Annotated in this window: 19 protein-coding genes and 2 pseudogenes; 9 read left to right on the top strand and 12 right to left on the bottom strand. The window is 38.5% G+C overall.

Going from position 1 to position 16278, the window contains the following annotated elements:
* A partial coding sequence (locus F6K18_RS20670; protein ID WP_287523517.1) for a DUF5801 repeats-in-toxin domain-containing protein occupies positions 1-1811 on the top strand: 1811 nt, incomplete at its 5' end.
* Positions 1812-2221: 410 nt separating this feature from the next.
* Here the strand turns inward: F6K18_RS20670 and F6K18_RS20665 are convergent.
* From F6K18_RS20665 to F6K18_RS20650, 4 genes and pseudogenes are all read right to left on the bottom strand, one after another.
* A pseudogene (locus F6K18_RS20665) lies at positions 2222-2461 on the bottom strand (Tn3 family transposase); the annotation flags it as partial.
* Between the two features lie 110 nt (positions 2462-2571).
* On the bottom strand, positions 2572-2715 hold the full coding sequence (locus tag F6K18_RS37335; protein WP_375339659.1) for an AMP-binding protein: 144 nt from the start codon (positions 2713-2715) through the stop codon (positions 2572-2574).
* Positions 2666-2983 carry an AMP-binding protein gene (locus F6K18_RS20655; protein ID WP_287523514.1) on the bottom strand — a complete coding sequence of 106 codons (318 nt, stop codon included), beginning with the start codon at positions 2981-2983 and terminating at the stop codon, positions 2666-2668. Before F6K18_RS20655 ends, F6K18_RS37335 begins: the two co-directional genes overlap by 50 nt.
* An 89-nt stretch (positions 2984-3072) precedes the next feature.
* Positions 3073-4581 (bottom strand): UbiD family decarboxylase, encoded by a 1509-nt coding sequence (locus tag F6K18_RS20650; protein ID WP_287523634.1) that lies wholly within the window; start codon positions 4579-4581, stop codon positions 3073-3075.
* Between the two features lie 787 nt (positions 4582-5368).
* Between F6K18_RS20650 and F6K18_RS20645 the strand changes: the two genes are divergently transcribed.
* From F6K18_RS20645 to F6K18_RS20625, 5 genes are all read left to right on the top strand, one after another.
* Complete coding sequence (locus F6K18_RS20645) at positions 5369-5497, top strand: hypothetical protein (protein WP_287523512.1); 129 nt, start codon at positions 5369-5371, stop codon at positions 5495-5497.
* A 14-nt stretch (positions 5498-5511) separates the two neighbouring features.
* Positions 5512-6249 carry a hypothetical protein gene (locus F6K18_RS20640; RefSeq protein ID WP_287523510.1) on the top strand — a complete coding sequence of 246 codons (738 nt, stop codon included), beginning with the start codon at positions 5512-5514 and terminating at the stop codon, positions 6247-6249.
* 154 nt (positions 6250-6403) lie between these two features.
* Complete coding sequence (locus F6K18_RS20635; RefSeq protein ID WP_287523509.1) at positions 6404-6598, top strand: hypothetical protein; 195 nt, start codon at positions 6404-6406, stop codon at positions 6596-6598.
* 145 nt (positions 6599-6743) lie between these two features.
* A complete protein-coding gene (locus F6K18_RS20630) occupies positions 6744-6881 on the top strand; it encodes a hypothetical protein (protein ID WP_287523506.1) in 138 nt (45 codons plus the stop codon).
* 31 nt (positions 6882-6912) lie between these two features.
* The gene (locus F6K18_RS20625) at positions 6913-7743 is read left to right on the top strand and encodes a hypothetical protein (protein ID WP_287523503.1); all 831 of its coding nucleotides are present in this window, start codon (positions 6913-6915) and stop codon (positions 7741-7743) included.
* Positions 7744-7749: 6 nt separating this feature from the next.
* Here the strand turns inward: F6K18_RS20625 and F6K18_RS20620 are convergent, their stop codons facing one another.
* Both F6K18_RS20620 and F6K18_RS36755 read right to left on the bottom strand, forming a co-directional pair.
* Positions 7750-7965 (bottom strand): hypothetical protein, encoded by a 216-nt coding sequence (locus F6K18_RS20620; RefSeq protein WP_287523500.1) that lies wholly within the window; start codon positions 7963-7965, stop codon positions 7750-7752.
* An 11-nt stretch (positions 7966-7976) separates the two neighbouring features.
* Positions 7977-8060 (bottom strand): annotated as a pseudogene (locus F6K18_RS36755) (transposase); the annotation flags it as partial.
* Positions 8061-8380: 320 nt separating this feature from the next.
* On the opposite strand from F6K18_RS36755, the gene F6K18_RS20615 reads away from it, so the two are divergent.
* Together F6K18_RS20615 and F6K18_RS20610 are read left to right on the top strand one after the other, a co-directional pair.
* Complete coding sequence (locus tag F6K18_RS20615) at positions 8381-8764, top strand: hypothetical protein (protein WP_287523497.1); 384 nt, start codon at positions 8381-8383, stop codon at positions 8762-8764.
* 62 nt (positions 8765-8826) lie between these two features.
* Complete coding sequence (locus F6K18_RS20610) at positions 8827-8997, top strand: hypothetical protein (RefSeq protein ID WP_287523494.1); 171 nt, start codon at positions 8827-8829, stop codon at positions 8995-8997.
* Positions 8998-9713: 716 nt separating this feature from the next.
* On the opposite strand, the gene cutA is transcribed toward F6K18_RS20610, so the two are convergent.
* The 6 genes from cutA to F6K18_RS20580 all read right to left on the bottom strand — a co-directional run bounded on the left by cutA (position 9714) and on the right by F6K18_RS20580 (position 15590).
* Positions 9714-9923, bottom strand: coding sequence for a divalent-cation tolerance protein CutA (gene cutA, locus F6K18_RS20605; RefSeq protein WP_287523491.1), 210 nt, complete (start codon positions 9921-9923; stop codon positions 9714-9716).
* A gap of 250 nt (positions 9924-10173) precedes the next feature.
* On the bottom strand, positions 10174-10968 hold the full coding sequence (pstB, locus tag F6K18_RS20600) for a phosphate ABC transporter ATP-binding protein PstB (protein WP_353735129.1): 795 nt from the start codon (positions 10966-10968) through the stop codon (positions 10174-10176).
* Positions 10962-11906 (bottom strand): phosphate ABC transporter permease PstA, encoded by a 945-nt coding sequence (gene pstA, locus F6K18_RS20595; RefSeq protein ID WP_287523489.1) that lies wholly within the window; start codon positions 11904-11906, stop codon positions 10962-10964. Before pstA ends, pstB begins: the two co-directional genes overlap by 7 nt.
* Positions 11907-12048: 142 nt before the next feature.
* A complete protein-coding gene (locus F6K18_RS20590) occupies positions 12049-12210 on the bottom strand; it encodes a hypothetical protein (protein ID WP_287523487.1) in 162 nt (53 codons plus the stop codon).
* Between the two features lie 495 nt (positions 12211-12705).
* Entirely contained in the window at positions 12706-13635 is a 930-nt protein-coding gene (gene pstC, locus F6K18_RS20585; RefSeq protein ID WP_287523485.1) for a phosphate ABC transporter permease subunit PstC, read from the bottom strand.
* A 971-nt stretch (positions 13636-14606) separates the two neighbouring features.
* Positions 14607-15590 carry a PstS family phosphate ABC transporter substrate-binding protein gene (locus tag F6K18_RS20580; RefSeq protein WP_287523483.1) on the bottom strand — a complete coding sequence of 328 codons (984 nt, stop codon included), beginning with the start codon at positions 15588-15590 and terminating at the stop codon, positions 14607-14609.
* Positions 15591-15730: 140 nt separating this feature from the next.
* On the opposite strand from F6K18_RS20580, the gene F6K18_RS20575 reads away from it, so the two are divergent.
* Positions 15731-16258, top strand: coding sequence for a UDP-3-O-acyl-N-acetylglucosamine deacetylase (locus tag F6K18_RS20575; RefSeq protein ID WP_375341333.1), 528 nt, complete (start codon positions 15731-15733; stop codon positions 16256-16258).
* The last annotated feature ends 20 nt before the right edge of the window (positions 16259-16278 follow it).

The following is a 16278-nucleotide window of genomic DNA, read 5'->3' as shown; positions in this document are numbered from 1 at the left end:
AAGGGAGTGTCAGCAGCAGCTACAGTCTAGGTGGCTTCACTGATGGCACCGACTCTGGGCTAGATGATAGCGCTACCGGTGGAGATGTCCTGCTCTATTTAAATGGTGGAGTGGTAGAAGGGCGTTTGGCAGATAATACCATTGTTTTCACTGTCAGTGTCGATGGCAGCGGCACAGTGACCCTAGACCAGCAACGAGCAGTTGTTCATCCTGATGCAACGAACCCGGATGATGCGGTGAGTTTGGCGACCGATCTGATTAGCCTGACCCGCACTGATACCATCACCGATGGGGATGGGGACACCGCAACTGATGATGCCAGCATTGACCTTGGTCCTGCTATCACCTTCAAGGATGATGGTCCTGCTCTTGAATTCGAGGACCTGGTTGGCACAATAACGACCAATACCCAAACTAGTTTCTGGTCTGAGTCTGTTGGAGCCGATCAGCCGCCTGGAACCCCGAGTATCACAGCAAATGGTACCTTCGAGATGGTCACCCCCGACGGCACTACATCCACTGGAACAGTTACATTTGATCCTAATACCGGTACGGGAACCCTAACGGCAGACTTTGATAACGATGCCTCCAACGGGGATGAAACTATCGATTTCAGTCTGGTAGTGAATCAAGACGGTACCTATGACTTTACGCTGGATGAAGTCATTGTGCCAGTGGTCACCCTGAGTACAGATGAGGGACAACTCCCGGCAGGAGGCCCCGATCCAGTGCAGACCTTGAGCTTTGTTGATAACGATTTTGTCTTCTTTGCTGTCGATGCCGACACGGCAAATTCAGGGGGCAGTTTTGAGCCGGTAGATATCGTTTCTGCCATCGAGTCGGGCGAGTCTGATTTGACCGAAGCACAACTTGAAGCCAGTGCTGCTCCACCCATTGGGGACAACACCTTCCCATTTATTCGGGAAGAAATTGAGATGAACGTCAGTACCACAGGAATTGGTGTTGGTAACAACGTCTTTCAGGGGTTTGATCCTACTGGTGGTACTTCTGGTGACATTGACCCATTTGACCCCGCCGAATTACCCAACTTTGACGAGAGCTTTGTGATTAATCCAGAGCCTTTGGCCTCTTCAGTCAAGGTTTTCATTAGCAAGACGGCAGGTGGCTTTGCTCCTCCGGGTAGCGGTGCTACTGCGGCCCAAACCGACTATCTCTATTGGAACCTTTACGACGAGTTAGGGAACAATAACGGACCTAACCTGGTTGAGTTTAGTGATGTGTTTGATGAAGCAGGTCCTGGTGGCACTGGAGAAAACTTGTGGTCCTTCACCATCGATATCGATGACGTCACAATTGCCGGTGATTTCATCGACGCCGTCCAATTCACCATGGGCTTTGGTGATATCAAGATTCCGAAGATTGAGGTCGAGGTCAGGGGCAACACGCCACCGAATGATATTTTACTCGACTTCCAAGCCACCATTACCGATGCAGATGATGATCCAGCTAGCAGTGACTTTGAGATCGATCTGTCTGGCTTTGAGAGCACCACCGCTCCAAGTGAATTTGATTATCTCCTGGAAGGCGGCACGATTGGATCCAGCCCAGAAGCTTTCAACGCGCTCGATCAGGCTGATCCTTTAAATGAGTATCTGATTAAAAACTTTGATACTAGCGAAGACACGTTAGTATTAAACAATCTAGCAGGGGGAGCGGGCAGTTTTAACCTCGACACTACTCAAAATGTTATTGGCACTTCTGCCCCAGACAGTATAATTACCTCCAATGCTGGACTATTAAATGTAATCGTTGAAGATGCAACCCTGCAGTTGAGTAACATTGTGGGATAATATTACGATGGCAGACACGCTGGTAATATAAGCGTTTCGTTCAGAATTGTTAATTAATATTGCAAAGGTGGGTATTGCCCACCTTTTTTTCTGGCGTTGCACAGTGACGAATGATTTTATATTTTTGATGAACAGGATTTTGGATTTGATAATTGCTATAATGACTAATTAATGGTTTTTTTAGTTAAAGTCTAAACTAATTTTTGGTAATATCATTCCATAATGTGCAACCCCTTTTTTCTGAGTCCCTCCACGGTTTTGCATAATGGCGTAATGCTAGGAGACAGGAGGGAAGAGGGAAAGGGAAGAGGGAAGATGTGGGGAGAAATAATACAAAAAATTCAACACTCCTTGCTGATGATTTTTCCTCAAAATTGATGCGCGAAAAGACTTGACTACCATAATTATATAGATCTCAAATGGGTTCTATAAAAAGTATTCCACAAAACCAATACATTAACCACCAACCCTAACGTTCCTAACTGTTCTTCTTGACCTTCGCGGTAACGCTGACATACCTCACGACGACGACCATAAAACAAAGCTCTTGCTAAACTATGACGACTTTCACCACGATTGAGTTGGGTTAAAATGCGACGACGATCAGCTTCATCATCTACATAATTGAGCAAATACAAAGTTTTCGTAATTTAGATTTTTCAAGCTCTGAAACCTTTGTATAGAGGAGGGTTCATTTCTAGATTTCCCCTGGTGACAGCTTCGCTATATTTACCCCATATAGTAGATCGACAACAAATGTTTATCCAAGGGTTGCTCCTTTAGGAAAACCAGTGGTGCCAGAAGTGTAAACAATAGCAGCAGGAGCTTTCGGTTCCATGGAAACTGCCTTGAAATTAGAACTCCCTTTTTCGAGCAGAGTAGATGATATCTGTATCTGTTCCACCCCCAGCAATTAAAACATTTTTGAGAAAAGCTAAATCCCCATGGGGTATTTGCTCCCTCAAAGATTCTGTTGTCACAACTGCTACTGCTTCACTATCATTGAGGATGAAGCTAACTTCATCACTTTTCAGCATTGAATTGACAGAAACAACCACGGCACCACGTTTGAGAATTGCCAAATAAGTAATGACAAATTCAGGAATATTTGGTAAAAATAAAACTACGCGATCGCCACATTTTATTCCCAAATACCGCAAACTTAGCCACAAACTAACTCTAGAATTGCTACCAGAAACAGCAATTTGATATTTGAAAAGCTAAAGGCATCAATCAGTCTGTGATTGAAGAATCAGTAGAATTACCGAATATCATATCCAAATAAATTCGGGTCAACTTCTCCCAAATTCAAATCATTCAACCCATATTCAGACCAACGTCTATCAACCATTGCAGCAACATCGGCATCGGACTCCAAAGCTGCACCCCACTCATGGTCAGTTTCAGGAGGGATTTTTGTAGTTGCATCTATTCCCATACGACCACCCAAACCAATTTTTTCGCTAGCAAAATCTAAACTATCAAAAGGCGTATTCGGCAAAATAAACACATCTCTAGAAGGATCTACTTTAGAGCTAATTGCCCATACTACCTGACGAGGGTCGCGAATATTAATCTTATCATCCACCACAATCACAAATTTTGTATAAGTAAACTGTGGTAAAGCACTCCAAAAAGCTAATGCTGCTCTTCGTGCCTGACCTGGATATGCTTTCTTAATAGAAATTACGGCAGCTTTGTAACTCAGAGCTTCCATGGGGAGGAAAAAATCAACAATTTCTGAAACTTGCTGTCTCAGAATAGGGGTATATATCCGGTTAAGAGCGATCGCCATCATTGCTTCTTCTTTCGGCGGTCTACCACTAAAAGTGGTCAAATAAATTGGGTCTTTGCGGTGAGTCATGCAGTGAAATTTAACCACCGGAGAATCTTCCACTCCACCATAATAACCCATGTGGTCGCCAAACGGGCCATCTGGCAATACTTCCCCAGGAGTAATAGTACCTTCTAGAACAAATTCTGAATCTGCGGGTATTTCCAAATCTAAGGTTTTGCACTTATTTAACTTCACACCCAAACCACCATAAAGTCCGGCAAATAACCATTCCGATAAATCTACGGGAATTGGAGTAGCAGCAGCCATAATAATTAATGGGTCTACTCCCAGAGCGATCGCTATCTCCAGTTTCTTACCATTTTCTGCTGCTTTTCGCAAATGTCGCGCTCCACCACGGACTGATAACCAATGCACGCTCATGGTATTACGAGACTGTAACTGCAACCGATAAACTCCCACATTAGGAGTACCTGTTTCACAATCTTTTGTAATTACCAAACCAAGAGTTATAATTTTACCTGCATCTCCGGGATAGGGGCGAATCATCGGAATTTTATTTAAGTCAAGAGCATCCCCTTCAATAACTACTTTTTGACAAGGTGGGAAAAAGTCGCGCCCTGGTTTTGCTTTGACTACATCAAATAGAACTTTACCAAATTCTACTGCTTGAGAAATCTTTTTTGGTGGTTTGGGTTGTTGCAGCATTCCGAGTTTTTTACCCAAGGTTTCTAATTCCTGGGGTTTTTCCATATTCATTGCCCAGCATACTCTTTCCTCCGTACCCAAGAGATTTATTGCTATGGGGTGGTCAGACCCTTTAACATTTTCAAATAGGAGAGCGGGGCCACCCTTCTGTAGCATTCGGTTACAAATTTCTGCTATTTCTAGGTCTGGGTCAACTAAAGCTTTGATTCGGTATAGTTGTCCTCGGTCTTCTAAAATTTTCAGGAATCCTCTTAAGTCGCGGGCCATAGTTTTATTAATTTTTGTTAAACAACGGTATGATATCACAGGAGTCATATAAGTTATCAGTTATCAGTAGGTAGAAAGGAATTTTTTTTTAATCTGAAGAGTATGTCAACCATCAACCAAATTTTACCTCTACCCGCTCTACAAAAGCTTTGTTATTTAATCATTGGCGATTTTATAGCGCTGCGCGCAGGCAACAGCTCCGGAAGGCAACAGCGGTGCGACCCCGCGACTATGCCAGCTCGCTTGCGGAATGCGCACTCCTGTGAGGCAATAGGGGGAATAAAAATCTGTTTGCGCAGCATCTCCGTTGGAATAATATAAGACTTTTCGCTATTAGACATCTCCGAAAATTAAAAATCAAATCAATTATCATCCAGAAATCATCTATTCTTTCTTCCTGTTCCCTGTTCCGGTGTTCCCTGTTCCCTCTTTTCTGGAGATGTCTATTGGACAATTCCTACAATTTATAAATATGCCAGCGCACATTGCTATATATCATGTGCTCCCTCCGGGGGAGCTACGCTAACGGGTGATTAGTTATAAAAAAAACATACCTCTAGCTTCAAAGGCAAATCTGTCGATTTTCTCTACTCCTGTACGGGCGTTTCATGTCGCGGAGCGTTAACGGCCAACCGAAGACGATCTTACTGCATACCTATGGCAGTTTCAAAAATATGAAAACTAATAGGACTTACACAGCAATTAAACTTTACCCTACAGGATACTCTACCGCGCTGGCGACAAAATTCCTGACAATATCGGAATTACCCCTAACCAAGCAAATGAAGTGCAAGAAACACTGGCTTTAATGGCTGAAAGTATCGATAACATCGGACAACGTCTAGCAACACAAGAAGCTTTCATATCTTCTGAAGAGCGTCCTGCTGTTGGTGAAACTGCTGTTAACAACGGATAAACAGGAGTAGAGTAGTGCTTGTTGTTATTGCTAGTAAATATGACAAGTCTGCTCGGTCTTTTGTTGAACATTCGGCAACTGATGGTGTAACGTTACTCACCCCTGAAGATTTATCAGTGGTTGGGTGGCGACACCATCTGGGAAATACCAAAAATTCCACGGCGGTAGTGGGAGGAAAAATTATAGAAGTTGCACAAATAACAGGTGTGTTAACTCGCCTCCCTGTAGTTTTTCCAGAGGAACTTTTTCATATTGTTCCCAATGATCGCTCTTATGTAGCTGCTGAAATGACGGCATTTTTGGTTTCCTGGTTAAATACACTAAAATGTCCAATGCTCAACCGACCGACACCAACTTGTCTACTTGGATCGAATTGGCGATCGCCCCAATGGATTTATGCTGCTGCTCAAGTGGGGATGTCTGTGCGTCCTCTGCATGAACATATTGCTTTAGGGAAGGAAAATTTGCCAGAAGTAATTCCAAAATATTCCGCAACAGTAACTGTTGTTGGTAAGCGTTTTATTGGTGAAGTTGATGCCACCTTAGCAACTCAAGCTAGATGTCTTGCTGATGCTGCTGGAGTTGAGTTATTAACTGTTCAGTTTAGTAAAGCTGATGCTGATGCAGAATTTATTGATGCTAATTTATGGGCAGATATTTCTCAACCAGCGATCGCGACTGCCATTCTGGAATATTTTATAGCAGAAGGCAGCTATGCAGGAGGCAGGAGGCAGAAGGAAAGAAGAGGTTAGAAGGGAAAAGGTTTTTTATCGCGCGATTATCCGGACATGATATTACTTTTAACTTTTTTAGGACTTACCCATGAACGCTATTAGTAGTAGAATGACACGCCTAAAAATGTAGGTTGGGTAGAACGAAGTGACACCCAACAAAGCCTGATTATGGTTGGCTTTCCTACGTCAACTAACATTGCTTGATATTCGAGAAGGATTAACCAGAGATTCCTTAGCCTTAATGTTAGGAGTAACCAGAGATACAATAGACAAATGGGCAGCACAAAGAAGGCAAGCATCTCGGCCTATTCGTCGTCTTGCTGCAGAAATCTCAGCACGTTGGCAACGCGATCGCATTACGGTTTGAAAAATGTAAATCACTTTTAGGTTTTTGTCCTACACACTTGATAATTATCAGGCTAAGGTAGATACAGGTGAACAAAAAACACCAAAAAAATCAAAGTTATCAATCATATTTGATGACAAAAAACTACTTTTTTTGAGGACAAATAATGCTAGTTTCAACATTTGAACTACTCTTAAAAACTATCACTCCTAATGCAGGAAATATTCCTAATTCTGACCGTCAAGTTCTCCAAGGTTACTTTTTAACCATTGCTAATCCTAATAACACTGACTTGAAGCTTTAGCTGGGTTCTATATGAAAAAAGACCATATACAATGAACAAACCCGAGTATTTTTTAATTGAAAAACAAGACAAAAAGGAGATATACATGACAGATAATGAAACCTTTTCAAATGAGCAGGACTCTTATACCTCTCCAGTCAATCAACATGACAACGATCGGCTAGAAGCTATTGAATACACACTCGCTGAATTGCACTATAAGAACGGGCTTCGTGTTGTGTTCTCTTATGATGAAATCTCGAATGACTACGGCTTACTGCAACAGGGTCGAATCGATGAATGTGTTCCCTTCTCACTTGATGAGTACGATACCTTACTTGAAGCATACTTGTCTATGACTCCGAAGGATATGCCTATTCCAGAAGAGCTACTGGAAGAGGAGACCAAGCGTGAGGATTCTATAAGCACAATAAAGGATAGATCTACATCACCGATATGCGTTGTTGCCAACCAAGTTGAGTTACCAGTAATATCTTTTGCTTCGACATCGGCTAGTCAAAGCTGCTTCAGTACTTACTACTCTTGGTGGGATTGGCATGATTCTGCTACTCCAGGACTAGCACCCAAAACCTACTATGCCTCTTCTTTCGGAGGAAAAAAACGTTACGCTCAAAGCTACATTGCTAATTGCACTCCATCTGATTGGGGTAGCTGGCTTTGGGCACGCCATCGGATCTATTATAAAAACGCTTCTGGAAACTACAAAAAACATTACGATAGCAAGGTAAAACCAGGATTTTGGGAAGCTAAAACGAAAGGTTCTATTAAGCGTTGGCGGAGAGTGGCTTATGATGATGGTTGGAACTCAACTCCAAATAATAGCGATCTTAAATACACACGAGAGGGTCGCTTTAGAAATTAGGTAGTCCTATGCTAAATGCCTTTTAATTCCGTTGGTGGTTTTGTAAAAGCAAAACCCTTTGGAGTCTTTACCTGCATTACAAGTATTTTTCACGGCTTGGGAGTCGATGATGATTAAAGTCGTCCATTTGGCTTTTGTTTTACCTGTTGCCGTACTTGACCATGCAAAATGTCCATTATCTTCTTGAATACCTCTTGCGATCGCCACTGTTTGTAATGCCAAAATACTGTTGAATAGGGAGGTAAATCCTTGGGTAAGTCACACCAGTTACAACCATTCTTCAATTTATACAAGATACCATCTAATATCAATTTCATAAACTTAAACAACACTTGTAAAAGTATCTATCAAGCTTGACATCTTGGATTTCAAGTTATTTGTAGCCTGACTTTAGGAAATTGGTATAAGATTTCTCTCTTGCTCGATTTTTGTGGCCTGGTTTTCTTCTTCTTGGGTAGTAGTGGCTCGATAATCTCCCATTCTTTAATATGTTAAACTGCTTGAATATGGCATTTTCTCATCCTAAGTGAGCGATCGCTCATTAGTATAACCTTTTCCTCAAAAGATCCCAAATGGGTTCTATACTGACCAATCAAAATATTTTTGGGTTGGTCATAGTTTGGGCTGCAAATATATTGTGCTGCTAGAATTCCTGAGTGAAAATGGATGGCAAGACAAACTCAGAAAATATGCTGATGTTCACGAGGTAGAAAAAGTAGAAAGAATTTTCCATCAAATTCATCCCAGTATAGCTACTATTTTAAATCAGCATTCTTTGTTAATCGCTCCAGATATTAGTGACACAAATAGCGCTATACCTATCCCTGCTTTAGCAAAATTAATAGACCGAATTGGTTTAGGAGCAAAACCAAATCGAAAACAAACCCAATCTTTGATTAAATATAGTGATTTATTTCAGTTAATTTCCATGATTTCTTTTTCTAAAGATACTGTGGCAGGAGTATTACAGATGGAGGGAAAAGTCAATAAATTCAAGATAAAAGTGATGTACTTTGGTTAATAAATATCTTAAAAAATCGAGGGTTATTACATCAATAAATCCAGGGAAAACATTTATAACCAGTGGGAATAAAAGTAGGCAACTATATTGTTTATTTGAATCCTTTAGATAAATTTATTCAGCCAATTTCTCACAGATGTTTAGAACAAGTAGCTTTACATTTATTGGTTGAAAAAGGAAGAAGGAAGAAGGAAGAAGGAAGAAAGGAAAATATTGCGTTGTCTGAGTTTTAAGTTTTTGATATCCTAACCTTTAATATCAATTTGGAAAAAGAATGTTACGAATAATCAGGGCAGTATGGGCTAATGGCCATTCGCCCTTTATAGAAGATATCCTTTAGACTAAAAAGATAAATTACACCAAATCCGGTTATCATGCACCACGTTTTTCCTTCTTCCTCTCTAATTCTACTTCTAATATCATGTCCGGATAATTAGTTATAAAAAAACTTTCTCCTTCAACTCCAGTTCTTCTTCTTTCTTCCCTCTTTCCTCCTGACTCCTGACTCCTGACTCCTGACTCCTCCGTAGTTATTTATTTATCACTGTTCAACCGGACATGATATAACTCTTGATTAAGTAGGTATTGTTTGACTGCTTCTTTGAGGTGAAAACCTTCAACAATTAATAATTAATAATTACCCCTTCTTGAAAAGAAGAGGATTGACTAATCATGAAAAATTTTTCTTGTTTCTCCTTGCTCATGAGAGGCTTTAAACCTTAATTTTTCGGTAAGTACCAGCTCCCAGCAAAATTTTCATTTCTTTTCCTAATTCCTCATAAAATTTCGACAAAAAAGCTAACTTTTAGACAATTAAATTATCTCATTAAAGTTGATTATTTTTCAGTTTATTGCCTAACCAGGCGAGATAATCTTGACTCCCAGTTAGAATTGGTAAATCAATTAGTTAAGGGGTTTCGTAAGGGTGAATTTCTCTCATGGCTTTTTCTCAGGTTTCATAATTTTTCTGGCTTGTCTTAATCAAACAGAGCCATTCTTCATCTGTACATATTTCGTCATTCCACCAAGAACTGCTAGTTATAGAGCTGAAAATTTGAATACCTGCAGCTAGGCTTTTTTCAAACAAGTATCTAGTTATTTTATCCGCATCATGTCTACTAGAAGTTGTTGTAATTACCATAAGATATTCTGGTGACATTTTCTATGATTCCTTAACTAAAATTTTGTTTGAAACTTGAAGTTTCAGTCTCTTGCAAAAGTAATATAAAATTGAGATATTGTATCGGTAAAACAATTCTTAACTACCCCACTCCCCCACTCCTCTACTCCCCCACTCCTCCACTCCGCCACTCCTCCACTCCCCCACTCCTCCACTCCCCTACTCCCCTACTCCCCTACTCCCCTACTCCCCTACTCCCCTACTCCCCTACTCCTTTTTCCTTCTTCAATTAACCAATTCTGCCATGTAAATAATCTTCTGTTTTCTGATTTTTAGGGTCAGCAAATAAGTCTTTAGTTTCACTAAATTCTATCAATTCCCCTAAATACATAAACGCCGTATAATCAGATAACCTTGCAGCTTGCTGCATACTATGAGTCACAATTAAAATAGTTATCTTTTCTTTTAATTGACTCATCAACTCTTCAATTTTAGCAGTAGCAATTGGGTCAAGAGCAGAAGTAGGTTCATCCAATAAAATCATCTCAGGTTCTCCTACTAAAGCACGAGCTATACATAGACGTTGTTGTTGACCTCCAGACAAATTAAAAGCTACCTCTTTTAATCTATCTTTCACCTCATTCCACAAAGCTGCCCCTCGAAGAGCTTGTTCTACTTTTTCATCAATTAAACTCCGTTTTTTTTCACCACGCACCCGCAAACCATAAGCTACATTTTCATAAATTGATTTGGGAAACGGATTGGGTTTTTGAAATACCATACTAATTCGCATTCGTACTTCTATCGGGTCAATATTTTTAGCCAAAATATTCAGAGAATCTAGCCAAATTTCTCCTTCATAGTAATTTCCTGGATACAAATCGTGCATCCGATTAAAGCACCGTAATAAAGTAGTTTTTCCACACCCTGAAGGTCCGATTAATGCAGTAACTTGTTTTTCTGGAACAACCAAATCAATATTTTTTAAAACATGGGATGAACCATAATAAAAATTCAGTTTTTTGACTTCTGCTTTGGGCTTTATAGCAATTAATTCTTGTTTGTTTCTATAAAAGTTTACCATTTGATACCTTTACGAATTAGATAACGTAAATAAATAGCTAGAGTATTGATTGTCAAAGTCATAATAGTTAATACAGTACCTGCTGCTGCTGCATTTATTTCAAATGCTTTCTGTGGGCGAGAAACCCAGTTAAACATCTGAATTGGCATTAATGTAAATGGAGCTTGAAGCCAGGAAAAAGAAATAAACGGAAATTCACTTTTCAATGGAGATTCTGGTAAAAAAGCAATAAATGTTAATGCACCAATAGTAATAACTGGAGCTGTTTCTCCTATTGCCCGTGATAAACCAATAATTATACCAGTAAGAATAGTACCAAAAGAGTAAGGTAAAAGATGGTCCCAAATCATTTGCCATTTACTTGCTCCAAGAGTATAAGCACCTTCTCGTAAATTAGTCGGAATGGAGCGGAGAGCTTCACGAGTAGTGACAATAACTATAGGTAAAATTAATAAGGCTAAAGTTAAGCCTGCGGTGAGAATACTTTCCCCTAAATTTAACTGATAAACAAAAAATCCTAATGCTAATAAACCATAAATAATTGAAGGTACACCTGCAAGATTTGTCACATTAATTTCTATTAGGTCGGCAATCCAATTTTTCCGAGCATATTCTTCTAGATAAATACCAGAGGCAACTCCTAAAGGAATTGCTACTAATGTAGTTACTAACATCACTAAACAAGTACCTACCCAAGCTGATAAAATTCCTGCTTCTTCCGGTTTTCTACTAGAGAAAGAAAATAAGAAGTTCCAATTTAGGCGTGGTAAGCCATCAATCATCATTTTAATTACTAAGGCAGCTAATATTAATATTGCTCCTGTAATTACTAACAAACCAATTATGGCAAAAATACTATTAACCAAATTTCGTTTATTAAGATTACTTTGAAGATGATTGGAAGGTAAATATCTATTGGTCAAATTTTGATTTGACATCTATCTCAAGTTCCTCTAATTTATCGACATATATTTAACAATTAATAATTAATAATTAATAATTAGGGCTTGCTGATTAAATTTAAAAGCATTGACAGATAAAGACTTTAGCCTTTTTGGGGTCGAAAAAAGTACCTGGTTTTCAGCTCTTAATGCTCAAAAAGGAGCGTATTTGAGGCGCATAGTTGGGCAGAAAAATTAAGGGACAAAACTTAGCTCCTACCTCCTCGCTCATTCCCCATTTCTCCTGTCTCCTGTCTCCTGTCTCCTGTCTCCTACCCCTACTAAAAGACTTTTTCAGCAAACCCTAATTACCTCTCCTTGAAAAGAAGAGGATTGAAGCGTAGCGTGAAAATTTTTTCTTTTCTCTTGGTCGATTGGATATGGCTCCGAGACCTTGCCATCCAAGCTCCGAAGATCGACCGCTTTTATCCTTTAAAGGAGAGGCTTTAAAGCTTAACTATTCGGTAAGAAAGTTTGCCGGACTTTTTACTGTTAGTAAATAACCAACTCTTGTTTGACATCTCAAATGAAAACGCTATATCGCTAAAAATGTTTGCTTCAATGTACAAAGATATATGGAAATTATTTTCAGTTAAAATCTTTAACCTATACGGTTTATATTTTTGAATGTCTTGGATTTGTTTTACATTCTATTATCATAGTATTTTTATCGGAAATATAACTTCATAGTTATCCTCTGAATGCACGAATTTTATGAAAATATTTTGGCTAGCATCAATAACCAATTTAAAAACATAACAGCTTCTTCCTTCTTCCTTCTTCCTTCTTCCTTCTGTTAATATATTTCGCGATAATGTTTAGCTAGAAGATGACCGATTATATTTAATATTAAAGTTATCAATACTAAAGTTAGACCAGCAGCAAAAATTGTTTGATAAGCTAAAGTACCATGAGGTAAATCACCAAGACTAACCTGCACAATATACCCTGTAATAGTAGCAGCTTGATCTGTAGGATTCAAAGTAAAATTGGGCTGCAAACCAGCCGCAATAGCAACAATCATTGTTTCTCCTACTGCACGGGAAGCTCCCAGAACATAAGCCGAACAAATACCAGAAATAGCAGTCGGAAATACAACTAATAATGATGTTTGAAACCTAGTTGCTCCCATAGCAAAAGATCCTTCTCGTAAACCTAATGGCACAGAACGCATGGCATCTTCACTTATAGAACTAATAAATGGAATAATCATTACCCCCATTACTAATCCTGCACTCAACATATTAAAAGTTGGTAAATTTGGAAATATTTTTTGTAATAGTGGAGTGACATACAAGAGTGCGAAATAACCATAAACTACTGTGGGAATAGCAGCCAATAATTCTAAGAATGGTTTGATGGTTTCTCTAAATTTTATTGGGGAAAATTCACTCAGATAAATTCCTGCTATAGTGCCCAGTGGAATAGCTATCATTAAAGCAATAATTGAAGTTATTAAGGTTCCTGAAACTAAAGGTAAAATTCCATATTGTGGATTTTGAAATAAGGGAGTCCATTCTGTACTTGTCAGGAAGTCTAATATGGATATTTCTTGAAAAAATAAAACTGATTCTCTGACTAATATAAACAGAATTGCTATTGTAGTTGCTACAGAGGAAAAAGCTGCTAAAAACAAAATATATTCAATTGTTTTTTCTCGTGTATCTTGAACTAATCTTGGTGAAAAATTTGGTAATTTTATTGATTTTAAAAGTTTCTTTCTCATTCAATACTCAGTGATTAAGTAAATAATAATGGTCAGCATTCAGTTAAGTAATATCAAATCCGGTTAAACAGCCATAGAATGGTTAAGTTAGGAGTCCTCAGGAGTCAGTCGGACCGAGTCAGGAGGAGAAAGAATTACAAAGATAAACGTAGTTATGGCGATTGAAGATTTTTTTTATGTCCAATTAAACGGATTTGATATAAGTAGGTATTTCTAATTAAACGTTAAAAAAATTGTAGTGGCGGGTTTAGCCGAAAGTCTTGATAAATTAGCTATATAGTCCTAAAAATCCGCCGTACACTTGTTGCATTTATTTATGCTTACCTACTTATTAGCGGTCAACATTCAGTAGTAAAAATGAATTAGGGTGATGATTCTTTATATAGCTAAAGTTAGCCGATCTGCTTTTCTTAATACTTTTAATTCTGCCTTATTCTCTCAACGCTTACTTATATAGCAGTCGAAAGAAAGGTTAGAACATATCAAAAACTTAAAACTCAGACAACGCCAGATTTTTCCAACTTCGTTTGTTCCTTTTTCCTTCTGCTATACGGTTGAATCTTGAATGCTTACTAACAATAATCAATCATAATTGATGCTTATACCAAATTAATATGAATCTGCATAGAATAATATTTTAATCAGAGTTGACTGTAGATCGAGAAAGACTTGTTAATAAATTTCATAATTCTGTACAGCCTCACATAAAATTGATGCTTAGACATTAGCCGAAAATTAGATAAATTATCCGTGTTGCTGAGTGGTAATGATTTTTAGATTAAGTATCAAGGCGCAACATAAGTTTTTCAATTTTACCTTCAGCTACTTACCATTACATTTCAGCAATGCCTAATTTTCAGCATTAATTTACATCATGAAATATGTTTGCCACTTGAATCTAGTTTAGTATGAAAAATCAAATAATTACTCTACTTAAAAATAGTTTAAATCTTCATTATAAGATTTAAAATTTAACTACCACTCCCAATAACACGATTTTTAAAACGTTCCATCGCTTGCTGATATTCTAGTTCCGAAAGAGGTACAGAATTTACTTCTTTAACTAATTGAGGAGCATTCTTGAGATAGAATTCAACAAACTCTTTAACTTCAGGACGCTCTGCCGCTTTAGCATTAACATAAATAAAAATTGGTCTGGCCAGAGGTTGGTATTCTCCACTTCGCACTGTTTCCAGTGAAGGTTTAACAGGTCCATTACCATTGTCTATAGCTATTGCTTTTAGTAGGTCTCGGTTCGCTTCATAATAGGAATAGCCAAAATAAGCAATAGCATTAGGGTCATTCGCAACACCCTGAACCAAAACATTATCATCCTCACTAGGTGTATAGTCAGAACGGCTAGCCTTAGACTGACCAACTATTTCTTTAGTAAAATAGTCAAATGTACCTGAATCTGCACCTGGTCCATACATTCTAAGTTCTGCATCAGGCCAATTAGAGTTAACCTGATTCCACTTCATAACTTTACCTTGGGCCTCCGGTGCCCACATCTTTTTGAGATCCTCCACACTCATAGTATCAACAAAGTTTTCAGTATTAACAACTACAGTAATAGCATCATAAGCAATAGGTAATTCAATAAATTCAATTCCTGCAGCTTTACATTTTTCTATTTCAGATGGTTGAATAGTTCTGGAAGCATCAGAAATATCTGTTCTAACGGAATCTTCTAGAGAACAAAATTTTTTAAAGCCTCCCCCTGTTCCAGAAATTCCAACCGTTACCCGCATAACACCTCTTTTCTCTTTTTGAAATTCTTCTGCTACTGCTTCGGTAATAGGGTAAACTGTGCTAGAACCATCAATTTTAATTATAGACGGGCTTTGAGACCTAACTACAGGAATAGTTATAGCTAATGTTGTAGCTACTAGAGCAAAGACACTAGCTAATTTGCACTTATTCAGCTTCAACTTCTTTACTTTGGTAGTTACCATACTCTTGTTTTCCTAGAGTTTTTATCAAATATCTAGACAATTAAACATTTATATAATGTAAAAATAATAATTGTTATTCAGAATATTATTATAATTCTTTGAGAATAAGTAAAATTTAAGCACAGTTTAAATATAGGTTAATGGCTAACAATAATTATGACAAAAATATGGATAACCAATATACTTTGGCAGCAGAATTTTCACAGTGGGGAGTAGGTCTACATAGCGGTATTAAATCTCATATTAAAATTATACCTGCCCCCAAAAATTCAGGTAGATATTTTGTTAGAGTTGACTTACCTGAAACTCCTAGTATTCCAGCTCTGATAAATTTTGTCGTTTCTACTACTCTCTCTACTGAATTTGGTATTGAAAATATTCGTATTCGTACTGTAGAACATTTATTGGCTGCTTTGGCTGGAATGGGAATAGATAATGCTCGAATTGAAATTGATGGCCCCGAGGTTCCTCTGTTGGATGGCTCGGCTAAAGTCTGGGTAGAAGCGATCGCTTCTGTAGGATTAATTGCTCAACCAGAGGAGGAAAATGGGGAAATGGGGAGATGGGGAGATGGGGAGATGGGGAGATGGGGAGGTGGGGAGGGGGGGAGGTGGGGAGATGGGGAGATGGGGAGAGGGGGAGATGGGGAAAGGGAGAGAGGCGGGTAGGGAAAGAGGGTAGAGCTGGG

Source organism: Okeania sp. SIO2C2 (genome assembly GCF_010692625.1).
Classification (GTDB): Bacteria; Cyanobacteriota; Cyanobacteriia; order Cyanobacteriales; family Microcoleaceae; genus Okeania; species Okeania hirsuta.
The sequence above is the reverse complement of the archived record's forward strand: the minus strand, read 5'-3'. Positions and strand labels throughout refer to the sequence as shown.